13 protein-coding genes and 1 tRNA gene are annotated in these 15993 nt (G+C 63.0%); 8 read left to right on the top strand and 6 right to left on the bottom strand.

Annotation, left to right across the window (positions count from 1 at the left end; all coding sequences use genetic code 11):
- Positions 1-2: 2 nt before the first annotated feature.
- The 4 genes from AC6I99_RS03360 to AC6I99_RS03345 form a co-directional block, all read right to left on the bottom strand.
- Positions 3-956, bottom strand: coding sequence for a phosphodiesterase (locus AC6I99_RS03360; protein WP_497960252.1), 954 nt, complete (start codon positions 954-956; stop codon positions 3-5).
- A gap of 140 nt (positions 957-1096) precedes the next feature.
- Complete coding sequence (locus tag AC6I99_RS03355; protein WP_224094177.1) at positions 1097-1579, bottom strand: glutathione peroxidase; 483 nt, start codon at positions 1577-1579, stop codon at positions 1097-1099.
- A gap of 100 nt (positions 1580-1679) precedes the next feature.
- Complete coding sequence (locus AC6I99_RS03350; protein ID WP_497946698.1) at positions 1680-3236, bottom strand: M23 family metallopeptidase; 1557 nt, start codon at positions 3234-3236, stop codon at positions 1680-1682.
- A gap of 197 nt (positions 3237-3433) precedes the next feature.
- Positions 3434-3811 carry a MarR family winged helix-turn-helix transcriptional regulator gene (locus tag AC6I99_RS03345; RefSeq protein WP_224094175.1) on the bottom strand — a complete coding sequence of 126 codons (378 nt, stop codon included), beginning with the start codon at positions 3809-3811 and terminating at the stop codon, positions 3434-3436.
- Positions 3812-3907: 96 nt separating this feature from the next.
- Here AC6I99_RS03345 and AC6I99_RS03340 point away from each other — a divergent pair, with 96 nt between their 5' ends.
- The 6 genes from AC6I99_RS03340 to AC6I99_RS03315 all read left to right on the top strand — a co-directional run bounded on the left by AC6I99_RS03340 (position 3908) and on the right by AC6I99_RS03315 (position 10603).
- On the top strand, positions 3908-5347 hold the full coding sequence (locus AC6I99_RS03340; RefSeq protein WP_497946699.1) for an MFS transporter: 1440 nt from the start codon (positions 3908-3910) through the stop codon (positions 5345-5347).
- Between the two features lie 100 nt (positions 5348-5447).
- The gene (locus AC6I99_RS03335) at positions 5448-6359 is read left to right on the top strand and encodes an oxygenase MpaB family protein (RefSeq protein ID WP_497946700.1); all 912 of its coding nucleotides are present in this window, start codon (positions 5448-5450) and stop codon (positions 6357-6359) included.
- A 317-nt stretch (positions 6360-6676) separates the two neighbouring features.
- Complete coding sequence (locus AC6I99_RS03330) at positions 6677-7771, top strand: extracellular solute-binding protein (protein WP_224094170.1); 1095 nt, start codon at positions 6677-6679, stop codon at positions 7769-7771.
- A gap of 1 nt (position 7772) precedes the next feature.
- Positions 7773-8660 carry an ABC transporter permease gene (locus AC6I99_RS03325; protein ID WP_497946701.1) on the top strand — a complete coding sequence of 296 codons (888 nt, stop codon included), beginning with the start codon at positions 7773-7775 and terminating at the stop codon, positions 8658-8660.
- Positions 8647-9474, top strand: a complete 828-nt coding sequence (locus tag AC6I99_RS03320; protein WP_224094166.1) for an ABC transporter permease — start codon at positions 8647-8649, stop codon at positions 9472-9474. Before AC6I99_RS03325 ends, AC6I99_RS03320 begins: the two co-directional genes overlap by 14 nt.
- 7 nt (positions 9475-9481) lie before the next feature.
- Complete coding sequence (locus AC6I99_RS03315; protein WP_497946702.1) at positions 9482-10603, top strand: ABC transporter ATP-binding protein; 1122 nt, start codon at positions 9482-9484, stop codon at positions 10601-10603.
- A gap of 83 nt (positions 10604-10686) precedes the next feature.
- Here AC6I99_RS03315 and AC6I99_RS03310 read toward each other — a convergent pair whose 3' ends face one another.
- Positions 10687-14148 carry a bifunctional proline dehydrogenase/L-glutamate gamma-semialdehyde dehydrogenase gene (locus tag AC6I99_RS03310; RefSeq protein WP_497946703.1) on the bottom strand — a complete coding sequence of 1154 codons (3462 nt, stop codon included), beginning with the start codon at positions 14146-14148 and terminating at the stop codon, positions 10687-10689.
- A 123-nt stretch (positions 14149-14271) separates the two neighbouring features.
- On the opposite strand from AC6I99_RS03310, the gene AC6I99_RS03305 reads away from it, so the two are divergent.
- Positions 14272-15171 (top strand): LysR substrate-binding domain-containing protein, encoded by a 900-nt coding sequence (locus AC6I99_RS03305; protein WP_497946704.1) that lies wholly within the window; start codon positions 14272-14274, stop codon positions 15169-15171.
- 72 nt (positions 15172-15243) lie between these two features.
- Here AC6I99_RS03305 and AC6I99_RS03300 read toward each other — a convergent pair.
- Positions 15244-15328, bottom strand: a tRNA-Ser gene (locus tag AC6I99_RS03300).
- A gap of 306 nt (positions 15329-15634) precedes the next feature.
- Between AC6I99_RS03300 and AC6I99_RS03295 the strand changes: the two genes are divergently transcribed.
- Positions 15635-15985: a YqfO family protein gene (locus AC6I99_RS03295; protein ID WP_309930175.1), complete on the top strand. Its 351-nt coding sequence runs from the start codon at positions 15635-15637 to the stop codon at positions 15983-15985.
- The last annotated feature ends 8 nt before the right edge of the window (positions 15986-15993 follow it).

The raw sequence follows: 15993 nt of genomic DNA, 5'->3' as shown, positions 1-15993 counted from the left end.
GGTCAGTCCCGGTTGTTCGACTGGGAGACGAGTTCCTGCGACACCGGGACTGGTACCCGCCGCGAACGGCTCGGAATCCGGATGCCGGCTTCCGAGAGGCGGCGCTGCACTTCGGCAGCGTCCACCGGCTCGCCAACAGTTACGCCACCGGACATGGGAACCACCGAATGCACGATCGTGTGTTCGTAGACGTGGACCATGTTGTAGGACTGGGCACCGTCCCGGCCCCGCTGTCCTCCGGCGCGCACGCCGAGGTCCTGCGTGTAGCACGTCGCCGAGGCGACTGATACCGGGATGCCGGCGAAGCCCGCCGTCGTGGAGTAATGCAGGTGACCGGCCAGGATGGTACGGACATCGGAATTGCGGACGACGGCGGCCAGGGCGGCTTGGCCGCGCAACTCCACCAACACTGCGAGGTCCTGGACGCACGGGACCGGCGGGTGATGCAGGGCGAGGATAGTGCCGTCCGGGGCGGGGGTGGCAAACTCTGCTGCCAGCCACTGAAGCTGCGATTCGGACAACTCGCCATAGTGGTATCCGGGGACCGTGGTGTCCAGGGTAATGATCCGGAGCCCGTTGACGAAGTAGCTGCGGTCCACAGGGTCCTCCGGCCGGCTCGCTACGGAGGCGTCCAGGAAGGCCGAGCGGAAGTTGGCGCGGTTGTCGTGGTTGCCCATCGCCCAAATGGCCTTCGCTCCGAGCGCATCGCACACCGGCTCAATCATTTCCCGGAGACGTTTGTAGGCTTGGAACTCGCCCTTGTCCGCAAGGTCTCCAGTGAAAATGATGGCCTCTGGCTTGATCCTGGAGGCAATGATCTGATCGCAGATCTCCTGGAGCCTTGCAGCGCTGTCCACAGAACCGTGGAGCGTGCCTGGACCGGCCACCAGGTGAAGATCACTCAAGTGCAAAAGCACATGACCTGGTTTGGGGTACTCGGCCTCGATGAGCTCCATAGCTGCCTTAGCGTTTGGTGGGAGACGGTGTCCCCCGTGTCATTCCAGTACTGCCAATCCAACCAGACAACAAGCCAACAACAGGCTAACTGCCGGCGGAATGTTGGAAAATTACTTTCTCCCTTCGAAGGTATTGATGCTTATGACAAGGCCTTTTCAAGCGCGTCAACCAATTCCTGCGCGTCAGGTTCCACGCTTGAGGGAAACCTTGCAACAAGCTCGCCGTCACGGTTTATGACGAACTTCTCAAAGTTCCACTTGACCTTGACCGGCTGCCCGGACTCGTCCCGGGTCAGCTCGGCGAATAGCGGATGCTGCTCTTTACCCAGCACGTTGGCCTTGCTGGTGAGCGGGAACGAGACGCCAAAGTTGCGTTCGCAGAATTCCGCGATTTCCTCGTCGGCTCCGGGCTCCTGGCCACCGAATTGGTTGCAAGGGACGCCAAGGACTTCAAGGCCCTCCTCGCGGTACTTTCCGTAGAGCTCCTCAAGGCCGGCGTACTGGCGGGTGTAGCCGCATTTGGAAGCCACATTCACCACCAGGACGGCTTTTCCTTCAAAGCGTCCGAAGTCTGCTTCAGAGCCATCGTTGAAGGTGAGGGGAATGCTGTAAAGAGTTCTCATGTGATCGCTTCCTGACGACGTCGTCTGGCGGGATTGCCGCGATCGAGCTTACGGGGAGCTGCCCAAGCCATGAAACGTAGGGGTACCTACACTCGCCGGCTTATGACGTGGGAAGGATGAGCGAAGACAACGGCACGATTACACCGTCCGGCCGCTGGACCATGTCCGGGCCAACGAGGATATATCCAGGCGGAAGCACCACTGCCGGAGGCGTTGATGGAAGCACAGCCACAGGGCTGGGCGCCTGAACAGGAGCCGCCGGAACGGGAGCCACGGGCTCCACGGTTTGAGTCACCGCAACCGGAGCGGGAGCAACCACTACGGGCTCGGGTGCGACAACCACAGGCGCTGGCTCAACCACTACGGGTGCCGGTGCAACAGCCACGGGTTCCGGCGCAGGGGCTACCGGAGCGGGAGCCGGATCAGCGGGTGCCGCTGAAGCGACGGGCGCCACGGGCTCGACGACGGCGGGTGCGGTGGCCGTGTTGGGGACCGCAGGCGACGTGCTGGGTGCTGTAGTCGTCGTGCCGGGCGTCGTTGTGGTGGACGTCGGCGTTGTGGATGTAGCCGTGGGCGTCGGTGTGGAGGTCGCCGTCGGACTTGGCGTCGCTGTAGCCGTAGGCGTTGCCGTAGCCGTGGGAGTTGGTGTGACAGTCTGCGTCGGCGTCGAGGTGGCCGGTGGCGTCTGCGTGGATGGTGGCGTTTGCGTGGCAGGCGGCGTAGTGCCCGAAGTGGCGGGCGGCGTAGTGCTCGACGTGCTCGGCTGTGTGGTCACCGGCGGAGCAACGGCCTCTTCGTCGTCGCCACCGATGACGGCCCGGTTGGTGCTATCCGACACCGGGACGGCCCACTGCGGCGAGGCAGAGACGCCCGTTCCAACTCCAGGCTGGTAGTTCACCATGGTGATGTTCTGCAGCGGATCGATCTGCCGGAGGGGCAGATAGATCCAGCCGTTGGGGTTGGTGTGCAGGCCGTTCACGATCGTCTCAAAGTGCAGGTGGCACCCAGTGGACCATCCGGTGGTCCCTACCTCGGCGATGACTTCTCCAACGCGCACGGACTGGCCCTGCGTCACACCAATCGCTTGAAGGTGGTTGTAGGTTGTGACCAGGCCGTTGCCGTGTTCGATTTCAACACGGTTGCCGCCACCCCAAAGGTGCCAACCGACGGCCCTGACAACCCCGGCGTCGGCGGCGTAGACGCGCGTTCCGCATGCGGCGGCGTAATCCTGGCCCCAGTGGAACTCGCCGGGCAGCCCAGTGATGGGGCTGTAGCGGTAGCCGTATGGAGAACTCGGATTCAAGACTTCAAGCGGCGCGTAAAGGCTGCCGGCTGGTGGACGCGACAAGCCGGACGAAGCAACGGTCAGGCCGGATGATCCGTCCTTGGCCACGGTCCGGACAAGTGCGCGGTCGAAGTAAACCATGGGCGTGCCGGCCTCTTGGGTCGGCGGCTCGGGCATGGTGTCGATCACTGTGGTTTCGGCTTCGGGCGGCACAAGGCTGCCAAGCGAGAAAGGTCCAACGACGCCCTGCGCCACAGAACCATCCACAGAGCCGGTAGAAACGGAATTTAGGGGTTGGAAACCAAAAGCGAAAAAGGCTGCGGCTGCCAGGATTCCGGCGATGAGCATTCGACGAAAACCGTCGGTGCGCACCAAGTCTACGTATCGGTCAGATTCACTATGCTTGCCCACAAGAACACTCCCCAAAGCCAGCGGCACCAAACCCCAGCCTGGCGTGCAAGCACCATTGTTGCGGGAATCAATATGAAAATAAAGGCTTTCCGGCCCTAGTAAAGCGCAGGGTTTCCTCAGTTTTTGCTCAAGTGATCTTGAGGTTCGGGGATGACTCCCTACCCGAGGTTTTCCTTGAGCAGTGCACGGTGTTCCACCGCAGCAGATTCATGCAGGGCGCGGCCGGCGTCTGTGAGCTCCAGATACAGGGAGCGACGATCATCGGCACACGTTTGGCGGGAGACCAGGCCTGCTTTTTCGAGCCTGTCCACCACCTTGGACACAGCGCTTTGGGTCATCGGCGTGCGCTCCCCCAAGGCCTTCATACGGCAAGCGGCGTCCGTGCTTTCGGCGACGAGGTCCAGAATTTCGAATTCATTCAGGCCGATGTCGAACTTGGCTTCCAGGGCGCGGTCAATGGCTCCTGCGGTACGGAAGTAGGAGTCCTGAATGCTGCGCCACTGCTCAACAAGCTGGCGATCACGCGTCGTTGCCATGCCCTGATTCTAGTCCATCCCGCCTTTAGAATCCACGTCATAATATTCCGCGTCATATTCCTTGTCATTCAATGACGCGTCATATAGCTTGGATGCATGACATCACCCACCACCCTTCAAAGATCCGCCGAACCCGTGCTTTCAGCCGTCCGTTGGACGCGCGCCCAGTGGCTCCTGCTGATGGTTGTGTGCACCGTCCTCGCCCTGGACGGGCTGGATGTTTCCATGGTTGGCGTGGCCCTGCCTTCGATCGGACAGGAACTCAACCTCGGAACCGATTCGCTCCAGTGGATCGTGTCCGCCTACGTCCTGGGGTACGGAAGCCTCCTGCTCCTGGGCGGCCGGCTCGCGGACCTGTTGGGCCGTCGTCGTATATTCCTCATCGCTCTGGCGGTGTTCGCCGCAGCCTCACTGCTGGGTGGCCTGGTGGACGATCCCGCAATCCTGATCGCTACGCGCTTCGTGAAGGGCCTGGCCGCAGCGTTCACCGCGCCAACAGGTTTCTCCATCATCACCACCAACTTTGCCGAGGGCCGCGAGCGCAACAAGGCCCTGTCCATCTTCACCACGTTCGGCGCCAGCGGCTTCTCGCTGGGCCTTGTGGTCGGAGGCCTGATGACCAGCCTGAGCTGGCGGTGGACGTTCCTGGTGTCCGTGCCGATCGCCGTCGCCGTGGTCCTGCTGGGCATGAAGTTCATTCCGAAAGACAAGCCGTCTGCTGAAAACAGCGGGCATGACATCTGGGGTGCGGTGACGCTCGCGCTGGGCATGCTCGGCCTCGTCTACACGTTGGTTTCGGCACCTGAGCAGGGCTGGGGATCTGTGGCAACTATCGCCGGATTCGCAATCTCTGCAGCCGTGCTTGCAGCCTTCGCTGTGATCGAGAACAAGGTGAAGCACCCGCTGATCCGCTTCGGCATCCTCAAGGAAGGCTGGGTGGCCAGGGCCAACCTCAGCGCAGTGGGGCTTTTCGGTTCTTACCTGAGCTTCCAGTTCATCGTCACCATGTTCCTGCAGTCGGTGCTCGGTTGGACGCCTTTGGGCATGGCTTTGGCCCTGCTGCCCGCCGGACTGCTGGTGGCCACCAGCGCACCCTTTGCTGACCGGCTGATCGAGAAATTCGGCGCCACGCAGCTGATCCTCACGGGCCTCACAGCCCTTGGATTGGGCTACATCCTGTTCCTCCGGGTGGGCACCACGCCCAACTACGCCCTGGACATCCTGCCCTCGGTGATCCTGCTGGGCATCGGCTTCGCCCTGGCCTTCCCGTCCATCAACGTCCAGGCCACAACCGGCATCAAGGACTCCGAGCAAGGCCTGGCTGCCGGTTTGATCCAGACCAGCACGCAGGTGGGAGCCGCACTGGTCCTGGCAGTCACCACCGCTTTGGTGAGCGGGCACGGACAGGCGGCCGGAACCGTCAGCGCCCAAGCCATGCTGGAACAGTACCGTCCGGGCCTGATCCTGAGTGCCGCCGTCGCCATCGCGGCCCTCCTGGTGGCAGCAGCACCGTCAAGGCGCCGCGCCCGCGTTTAGTCCGCGCGAACCCTCCGGCCCCCATGGTGTTGCCATGGGGGCCGGACCTGTACACAAATTGCCCTGTACAGGTTCCGCGAAGAGCGGTCTCATGGGATGCATGAGGAATTACCTCACCGAGTACAGATACGACCTGCAACGCACGTTCACGGGAACATCCGGAACCCCACCTGAGTGGGTGCCGCGCCTTGCAGAAGGGAACGACGCCGGATATCACCTTCCCGGCTCGGCCGTCTGGGCTGTGCATGGCTCCATGGCCACCATCGTGGCCGGAATCAGGGTCCTGCTGATGCAGTCCTTGCACCCCGGCGCGCTTGCGGGTGTCTACGAACACTCCGGTTTCAAGGAAGATCCGCTGGGGCGGCTGGCCAGTACCGTGCGCTGGATCTTCACCGTCACGTATGGCTCCAAAGAAGCCGCTGAGGCAGCAACCTACCGTGTCCGGAAAATCCACGAACATGTCCAGGGAAGCTACGTGGACGGAACTGGCGCCCACCGCCATTATTCCGCCAATGATCCCGAACTCCTCCGCTGGGTCCACGTCACCTATGCGGATTCCTTCCTCAGGGCCAACCGCATCTGGGGCCGCCCGATACCCGGCGGCCCGGATGCCTACGTCCGCGAATGGGCCCAGGCTGGCCGGCTCATGGGAGTGGAAGATCCACCGGTCACCGAAGCCCAGGTGCGCCAGGAACTGGAAGCCTGGTATGGCTCCGGGATCTTGCGCTCGGATGAGCGGCTGGCAGAAACCATTGCCTTCATACGCCGCCCGCCCCTGAGCCCGTTGCTTCAGCCGGGCTACCGGATCCTGTTCACTGCCGCCGTCGCAAGCCTTGAACCCAAGTACCGGAACATGCTGGGTCTGCGACCCGCCCGCTTGGGTCCGATCCCCTTGCCTGCCATCACCGCCGCCCGTGTTGTTCTGTCCATGGTCCGGCTGGCCCTGGGTTCACACGGGCCCAGCGAACTCGCAGCTCGGCGGCGGCTGCAAAGGCTGGGATATGCGGTTTGAGACCCGCCCTCGAAGGTAGCCCAAAAGAGGCCCGCACACAGCTGCGGGCTTCTTTTTTCGATCGATTGTTTCTTAATGCAATACAACCGTTGACTAGTGAGCAACCTCACAGTTACAGTTACGGCACCCCAAACGGCCGAACGACGGCCGGTGTACCTGACTTTCGAATGCTTTGATGAAGGGCGTGCGCAACCCGCCGCCCCCAAGCTTCGGGAGCCTTCTTCACGATGTAACCCCAGCACACGCCCGTCTCCCCCCATGGCCCGTCTCCCTGAAGCGAGCCTGGACGTTGGCGTACATGAGAGGCAATGCGAGCCATGACAGATTTCCGTTCCCACGTTTTTGACCGCAGGCAGATCCTCAAGGCAGCGGCACTGACGCCGTTTGCCGGACTGGCACTATCCGGGTGCAGTTCCAAGCCAGCCGAAAGTGCCGCCGCCAACAAGACCGTCACGGTCACTTCCTACGGTGGTTCCTACAACGACCAGTTCACGCAGACCATCCTGGATCCCTTTTCGAAACAGACAGGTATCCAACCGACTCTCTTGGCCAACACGAGCCTGGCTTCCCTCAAAGCGCAGGTGCAGTCCGGCGATGTGCAGTGGGACCTGGTGGAAATCACAGCACCGGAGTATGAAACGGCCGTTGCCGAAGGACTGCTGGAAAAGTTCGACTACGACATCATCAGCGACAAGGGTCTTCCCGGCTACGCCAAGGCGGAGTATGGCATCAAGTACCTGAGCTTCCTTTTCGTCATGGCATGGGACCAGAACGCCATTCCGGATGCGCAGGCGCCCAAGGATTGGGCGCAATTCTTCGACCAGGACAAGTACAACGGCAAGCGCTCCGTCTATAACCAGCTATCCGACAGCTCCGTGCTGGAAGCCGCCCTGCTGGCTGACGGCGTGCCGTTCGACAAGATCTACCCCCTTGACGTTGACCGGGCTCTGCGGGTCTTGGGCCACCATCCCGGAAAAGATCGTCTTCTTTATCACTCGGCCAACCAGGAACCCATCCAGCAGCTCACGTCAGGAGAAGTCGCACTGTCAACGAGCTTCAACAACCGGGTCAACGCTGCGCGCAAGGACGGGGCCAAGCTGAACTTCTCCGCCGAGAACGCGGTGCTGGCCGGCGACTATTTTGTGGTCCCCAAGGGCGCAAAGAACAAGGAAGCCGCTTTCAAACTCATGAACTTCATGTCCAACGACGCCGAAGCCGGAGCTGCCTTCGACACGGTTACCAACTTGACCCTGGCGAACACGCCTGCGCTGTCCAAGCTGCCCAAGGAAGTGGCGGACACACTTCCCACCAGTCCACTGCTTGCGGACAAGATCCTCATCCGGGATGACAAGTGGTGGTCCCAGAACCTGAAGAAGACCGAGCAGCAGTTCAAGCTGTGGCAGGCCAGCTGACATGAGCGCCATAACTTCTCAAAGAATCCAGGCGAAAGGCCGCGGGACTCCGACGCCGGATGAAGCGAAGCCGCGCCGGAGAAGGAGCGGATGGTGGCTGCTGCTGGCACCTGTTCTTGCATTCGACGTCGTACTGTTCCTCACCCCGCTCGGGAAGCTGGTTGGCTCAAGCTTTTCCGGTAACGCCTATCAGCGGGTACTTGAGGATCCCCTGGTACTGCGTTCGCTGGCGAACACGCTTACCATCAGCCTGGCATCCACCCTGGTGACCGTTGGACTTGGCTATGTCATTGCCCTTGTCCTCTGGCGTTCCGGGAACATCCTGCGGGTAGTCCTCTTCGCCGTCGTCTTGTTGCCCTTCTGGACCGGCATCCTGGTGAAGAACTTCGCGTGGGCGGTGCTCCTGCAGGACAACGGCATCATCAATGCCTTCCTGCAAGGCATTGGCCTGACGGACGCACCGATCGAGTTGCTCCATAACCGATTCGCGGTGATCGTCGGCATGGTTCACTGCCTGCTGCCCTACGCGGTCTTTCCGATCTTTTCTTCACTGATGTCCATCGACGACCGCCTTGGATTGGCGGCGCGGTCGCTCGGCGCCAGGGAAGGATCCGTGTTCCGTCACATCACCCTTCCGCTTAGCACTCCGGGCGTCTCGGCAGCCGGCCTCCTGGTCTTCATCATGAGCACAGGCTTCTTCATCACACCCGTGGTCATGGGTGGGCCAGGCGACATGATGATCGCCAACCAGATCGACTACTACGCCCGGCAGTTGACCGACTTCCCAGGCGCCGCAGCCCTGGCCGTGATCCTCACAGCTTTGGTCAGTATCCTCGTGGCGGTCTACCAGCGGGTCCTCAAGGCCGGAGGGCACCATGAAGACAACTAATCCACAACACCGTTTGATACCCCTGCTTTCTTTGCCGGTCTTCCTGTTCCTGGTGATTCCGACCCTCATCGTGGTTCCCGTGGCGCTCAATGACAGCCGCTACATCACGTTCCCACCCGAAGGTTTGTCCTTCGCTGCTGTGGCCGGCTTCTTCGCCGACACCGCATGGACGTCGGCATTGGCCGCCAGCCTCCAGTCAGCGGGTATTGCCGTGGTGATCGGTGTAGCTATTGGTTCTACGGCGGCCATCGCCCTTCATGGCCGCACGTTTCCCGGGAAATCGGCTGTGATGGGACTGATACTGGCCCCCATGATCGTGCCCACCGTGGTGCTTGCCCTTGCCTTCTACCAGTTCTTCATCTCGGTTGGCATGGTGGGCAGCATCATTCCCATCGGCCTGGCGCACGCCGTCATCGCCACGCCCTACGTGTACCTCACAACGCGTGCCAGCCTTGCCGGGCTCAACCCTGCCCTGGTGCGGTCGGCCCAAAGCCTGGGCGCGGGGACGCTGTCCGTGTTCCGGCATGTGTACCTCCCCGTTATCCTCCCGGGCCTGGTCTCAGGAGCACTATTCGCCTTCTCGGTATCGATCGATGAAACCGTGATGTCGCTGTTCATGCAGTCCCCCAGCGCCACCACCTTGCCGGTGAAGATGTTCACCGACATCCAGTTCAACCTGACCCCCAAGATCGCCGTCTCCTCCGCGCTGTTGGTAACAGTTGCGACCATCGGGCTGCTCCTGCAGGTCATGTTCGTCCTCAAGCGCCGATCGATCTCCCGGATGGTGCCCCTGGCAGTGTCCGCCCAAACGTAAAGGAACAATGATGACCGCATCAATGACTTCCACCGCCACCCCTCCAGACGCAGCTTCGCAAACGAAGGGACTTCTTGAGCTCAGGCAGGTCCGCAAAAGCTATGGTGGGTTTGTCGCCGTCGACCAGTTGGACCTGACAGTCCAGCCCGGCGAATTTGTCACCCTCCTCGGGCCCAGCGGATCGGGCAAAACCACCACCATGATGATGGTGGCCGGGTTCGAAGAACATACCTCCGGCTCCGTCATGATTGACGGGCAGCCCGTAGACACGCTCCCTCCAAGGGACCGGAACCTGGGCGTCGTTTTCCAGAATTACGCCCTCTTCCCGCACATGACCGCCCTCGAAAACGTGGAATTCGCGCTCCGCATGAGAAAGGTGCCGGCGTCGGAACGGCGCCAGCGGGCCAACGAAGCACTCAAGCGTGTGGGGCTTGGCGCCTTGGGTGACCGCAAGCCACGGCAGCTGTCCGGAGGCCAGCAGCAGCGCGTTGCGCTCGCCCGGGCCCTGGTATTCAACCCCGCGGCACTTCTCCTGGATGAGCCCATGGCAGCGCTGGACAAGCGGCTCCGCGAACAGATGCAGGAGGAGATCAAAACCCTTCAGAAGAGCCTGGGCATCTCCGTACTGTTCGTTACCCACGACCAGGAAGAAGCAATGGCAATGTCGGACAGGATCGTGGTGATGAAAGACGGCCGGATTGTCCAATCGGGACCGCCGGACGAGGTCTACAACCACCCCCTTACCGACTGGGTTGCCGGCTTCCTTGGCGACACCAACCTGATTCCGTGCACAGTACTGGAGCGCAACGGCAAGGAGGCCACCGTGGATTTGGGTGGTTTGGGAATCGCACGCGTGAGGGACCAGGGCGCTATGGGTGCGGACTACGCAGTATCGATCCGCCCGGAACACCTGAAGCTCAGTTCAACGCCGCCTGTGGATGGGGGCTGCGGAGCTGTTATTACATCGTCCACCAATCTTGGCGCCACCGTCCGTCATCGGCTCACTGCTGGAGGCCATGAATTGATGCTGCGGGAGATGAGCCCGGAGTCCGGCACGCGGTCGGCAACGGACAGTCTTTGGGTTGGCTGGGAGCCGGACAAGGCCCAGTTGCTGGTCCTGGAATCCTAAGGAGCAACGAAGACAGCCAGGCAGGACGTCGTTAAGGACGTCCTGCCTGGCTGTTTATGCAACTCCGGCGTGTCTTGGTCGGATTAGATCAGGTGGTCCGAGAGGTGGTTCGGGGTGCCGAAGCGGTGCGCGGTGATGGACACGGCCTGCTCGCGCAGGAACGGGAGCATCTCGATGCGGCCGGCCTGGGTCACTGCACCGTGGTAGACGGCCACGTCCGGGCGGCCACCCATGGCTGCGCTCAGCGCGGCGAAGTCGCCACCGATCAGGCGGATGCGGCCGGCGTCGAACTTTGCCGCACGGGCCAGCCACGCGGCGTCGTCCTCGACCCGGACGCTGACGCCCAGGTTCGCGAACACATTCACCACAGCGTCGGGAAGTACGACGGCGGAGCTCACCTTGAGGGTCGATCCCGCCACTGCGCCGGCTGCTACTACGCGGAGCAGTTCCGCGAGCCGCTCGCCTTCGGACAGGCGGACCGTGACCGGGATCGGATGGTAGCGGAACACGTTGCGCTCCGCGGAGAGGGCGGAGACATCCTTGCGGGTGCCGAACTCGGATTCCCAGGCGGCGGCGTCGCTGAAGAGTGCCTGCTGAAGGGTGTGGAGTTCCTCGGCAGTGACGTCAGCGGACTTGGCAGCCGTGAGGATCTGGGCGGCTGCCCCCTGGAGCACGGTGCCGCGCTTTGCCGTGGCTTCGGCGGGGAGCCAACTGCCCAGGCCGATGAGGTAGTTCGGTCCGCCGGCCTTGGTTCCGGCGCCAACGGCCGACTTCTTCCAGCCGCCGAACGGCTGGCGCTGGACGATCGCACCGGTGATACCACGGTTGACGTAGAGGTTTCCGGCCTGGATGGTGTCCAGCCAGACGCCCATTTCAGCGGAGTCCAGGGAGTGCAGGCCAGCCGTGAGGCCGTACTCGATCTCGTTCTGGATGGCGATGGCTTCCTCAAGGGTCTCCGCGGTCATCACGCCAAGGACCGGGCCGAAGAACTCGGTGAGGTGGAAGTACGAGCCACGCTTGACGCCAGAGCGGATGCCCGGGGACCAGAGCCGACCGGTTTCGTCCAGGGGCTCAGGCTTGATGGCCCAGGTTTCGCCGTCACCCAGGGTGGTCAGGGCGTTCAGGAGCTTGCCGTTGGCCGGCTCGATGATCGGCCCCATCTGCGAGGTGGCATTTTCCGGGTAGCCGACGGTCAGGGAGCGGGCGGCGTCGATGAGCTGGTTGTGGAACCGCTTGGACTTGGCCACGGAGCCAACCAGGATCACCAGGGACGCGGCGGAGCACTTCTGGCCGGCGTGGCCGAAGGCCGAGTACACGACATCCTTGGCTGCGAGGTCCAGGTCAGCGCTCGGGGTGACGATGATGGCGTTCTTGCCGGACGTTTCCGCGAGCAGTGGCAGGTCCTGGCGGAAGGAGCGGAACAGCTCAGCGGTTTCGTAGCCGCCGGTGAGGATGACGCGGTCCACGCTCGGGTGCGAGACCAGCTGGGTGCCGAGTTCACGCTCTTCAAGCTGGACCAGTGCCAGCACTTCGCGCGGCACGCCGGCTTCCCAGAGCGCGTCCACCATGACCGAACCGGAGCGGCGGGCCTGCTTTGCCGGCTTGATCACGACGGCGGAACCTGAGGCGAGTGCCGCGAGCGTCGAGCCTGCGGGGATCGCCACCGGGAAGTTCCACGGCGGTGTCACTACGGTCAGGTTCGCTGGGACGAACGTGGCGCCGTCGACCTTTTCCAGGTCCTTGGCGCGCTCGGCGTAGTAGTGCGCGAAGTCGATCGCTTCGCTGACCTCGGGGTCGCCTTGGTCAATGGTCTTGCCGGTTTCTGAAGCCATGACCTCCAGCAACTCTGCGCGGCGGGCTTCAAGGACGTCGCCGGCGCGGTGCAGGATCGCTGCCCGCTCGGCAGCGGGCCGGGCACCCCAGGCCTTGCCGGCCTCCACGGCGGTGGCGATGATGCGGTCCAGTTCGGCGGCGGCGGAAACCTTGGTGGATTCGACGATCTTGTTGCCCGCGGTGGAGCCGGGGATGCGCTTGAGGATGTCACGGCCCCAGGCGCGGTTTGCCGGAAGTGCCGGGTCCGTATCCGGAGTGTTGCGGAAGCCCTCCAGCGGGGCAGGCTCGGCTGGCAAGCGGCGGTCCTGCTTGCGGTTGGGGCCCGGGACCTCGTCCTTCATGTTGGCCAGGGAGTTCAGGAAGCGCTGCTGCTCGCGCTTGAACAAAGCCTCATTCTCGCTGAGTTCGAAGACCGCGGACATGAAGTTTTCCTGGCTGGCGCCCTCTTCGAGGCGGCGGATCAGGTAGGCGATGGCGACGTCGAACTCGCCAGGGTGGACCACCGGTGTGTACAGCAGGAGGCTGCCGACGTCCTTGCGGACGGCCGTGGCCTGGCCCGTTGCCATGCCCAGGAGCATTTCGAACTCGATGCCTTCGGTGACGCCACGCTGCTTGGCCAGCAGCCAGGCAAACGCGACGTCGAAGAGGTTGTGTCCCGCGACGCCAATCCGGACGGCGTCGATGTGCTCCGGTGTGAGGGCGTAGTTGATGACGTTCTTGTAGCTGGTGTCCGAGTCCTGCTTGCTGCCCCAGGTGGCCAGCGGCCAATCGTGCAGGGAAGCTTCTACCTGCTCCATGGGAAGGTTGGCACCCTTGACCACGCGGACCTTGATGGGCGCGCCGCCCTGGGCGCGGCGTGCAGCGGCCCATTCCTGTAGTTCCTGCATGGCACCGAGGGCGTCAGGGAGGTAGGCCTGCAGGACGATGCCGGCCTCGAGGTTCTTGAACTCCGGCATGTCCAGGATGCGCTTGAACACCGCGATGGTCATGCTGAGGTCCTTGTATTCCTCCATGTCCAGGTTGATGAACTTGGGCTTGGGGAAGGACGCTGCGAGGCGGTAGAGCGGGGTGAGCTTCTCCACCACGTGATCGACGGCTTCGTCGAAGGCCCATGGGGAGTGCGGTGCCACGGTGGAAGATTCCTTGATCGAGACGTAGTCAACGTCGTCGCGGGCCAGGAGCTTCAGCGTGCCTTCCAGGCGGCGCTGCGCTTCGTGCTCACCCAGGACTGCCTCACCCAACAGGTTCACGTTCAGGTGCACGCCGTCCTGGCGGATCTTCGCGATGGCCGGACCGAGCTTGGCATCCGTGGCATCGACGATCAGGTGGCCCACCATTTCACGGAGCACCCGGCGCGCGATCGGAATGACCACCTGGGGCATGATCGGAGCCATGACGCCGCCCACACGGACCGCACTGCGCATGTACCAGGGAAGGAACGCAGGAACCTTGGGAGCCAGCTCGGCGAGTTTCCGGGCGGCGACGGACAGGTCCTCGGGGCGGATGACGCCGTCGACGAATCCGACCGTGAAGTCAAGGCCATTCGGATCCTTCAGGACGCCGGCGAGGCGCTGGGCGGACACATCCACGGGAATCTTGCTGGCTTCGGTCAGCCAGTGGCGGACCAACGCGATGGCTTCCTGTGCCAAAGCATCGAACTGCCCGGAATCCTGGATGCGCGGGGCGGCGGCAACCGGGAGGGTGCTGGTCATTGGGGCTCCTTCTGGGACGGAGAAGTTTGTTTGTTTCCATCAGTATGGATCTACAATCACGTTAGGAAAAGCGATCTTTTCTGACGAATATTCATTACCCATTCCGATCCTTTGGAGGCCGCCTTGCTGGACGTCCGCAGGCTGCGTTTGCTGCACGAATTGAAGATCCGCGGAACGCTCGCCGAGGTGGCCGATGCCATGCAGTACAGTCCCTCTTCCGTGTCCCAGCAACTGACCCTGCTGGAGAAGGAAGCGGGCGTCGAACTGCTCCGCAAGGCCGGCCGCCGGGTGCAGCTGACACCTCAGGCGGAGATCCTGGTTGCCCACACCGCCGCCCTCCTGGAGACACTGGAACGGGCGGAAACCGAGCTCGCGGCCTCCCTGTCCACAGTCACGGGAACCGTCCGGCTGGCCGTGTTCCAGTCGGCTGCACTCGCGTTGCTGCCTGACTTCCTCAGCATCATGCGCCAGGAGTATCCGGAAGTGCGCGTCGAAATGACCCAGCGCGAACCCGAGACGGCCCTCTATGAAACCTGGGCGCGCGACTTCGACATCGTGGTCGCGGAGCAATATCCCGGACACGCCGCGCCCCATCATCCTGGGCTGGACCGGGCAACGCTGACCAGCGACGCCATCCGGCTGGCCACTCCCCCGGTAGGACTGGGCGGGGAACGTGTGACCTCACTGGCCGACACCGCTGACATGCCCTGGGTCATGGAGCCCCGCGGCGCCGCCTCCCGGCACTGGGCCGAACAGGCCTGCCGGTCCGCCGGCTTCGAACCGGACGTCCGATACGAAACGGCCGACCTCCAAGCGCAGATCCGCCTCATTGAATCGGGAAACGCCGTTGCCCTCATGCCGGACCTCGTCTGGACAGGTCGGACCCGCCCCGTCCAACTACTGGACCTCCCTGGCCTGCCACAGCGGACCGTCTTCACGTCCACCAGGACGGCCGGGCGGATCCATCCCGCGATTCTTGCATGCCGCGAAGTACTGGAGCGGGTGGCCGCTGGGCAACAGTAGCGCAGCCCACTCCCAGGAGGGCCGGATTCCGGGAACGCAAAAGGCCCCGGTCCTGGGGACCGGGGCCAAACGCGGAGAATGGGGGATTTGAACCCCCGAGGGCGTTAACCCAACACGCGTTCCAGGCGTGCGCCATAGGCCGCTAGGCGAATTCTCCTTGCTTCCGAATCGAAAGCAGATACTACTGTACCTGAGAATTTCGGCATCGTGTAATCGGACGATTTCGCCCTCGCCGCACGTCCAAAAAGCATTGTTCGCCTTAACGGAAAAATGGACGCCCCCAACGCGCCCATTCTTGCGGTATCACCGTTGAGCTGCCGGGTCCGGCCCCTCGCCCCCAGGCCCCGCAGCTCACAATCTTGAGATTGCCCCAATCGGTGTACATACCCATGGTCCGCTGTGACCCGCAGATATGCAATGGTGTGGGCCGCTTTGTAGCCGTTGTTACTGACAGGATGTTCCCATGACGCAGCTCCACGCCCTAGTTGTTTACGTTCCCGAGACCCACACTCCCGCCGTCCTGAAGGCAATCGGGGACGCTGGTGCAGGACGGATCGGCGACTACTCGCATTGCTCGTTCACCTCGCCGGGCACTGGCCATTTCACTCCCCTGCCGGGCGCCCAGCCGTTCATCGGCGACGTCGGAACCAGCGAGCAAGTGCCGGAAACGCGGGTTGAGTGCGTGGTTGAGGAGGACGTGCTCGACGCCGTCGTGCTGGCTCTGCGAGCGGCCCACCCCTACGAGGAGCCGGCTTTCATGACGTGGCCCGTGAACGGGTGGCGACCTTCCCCGCCGCATCTGCCGGAGAGCTAGGATCGCTC

The sequence above is a fragment of the Arthrobacter sp. TmtSoilC77 genome (assembly GCF_059739415.1).
Note: the sequence above shows the minus strand (reverse complement) of the source record. Positions and strands in the feature narration are given on the sequence as shown.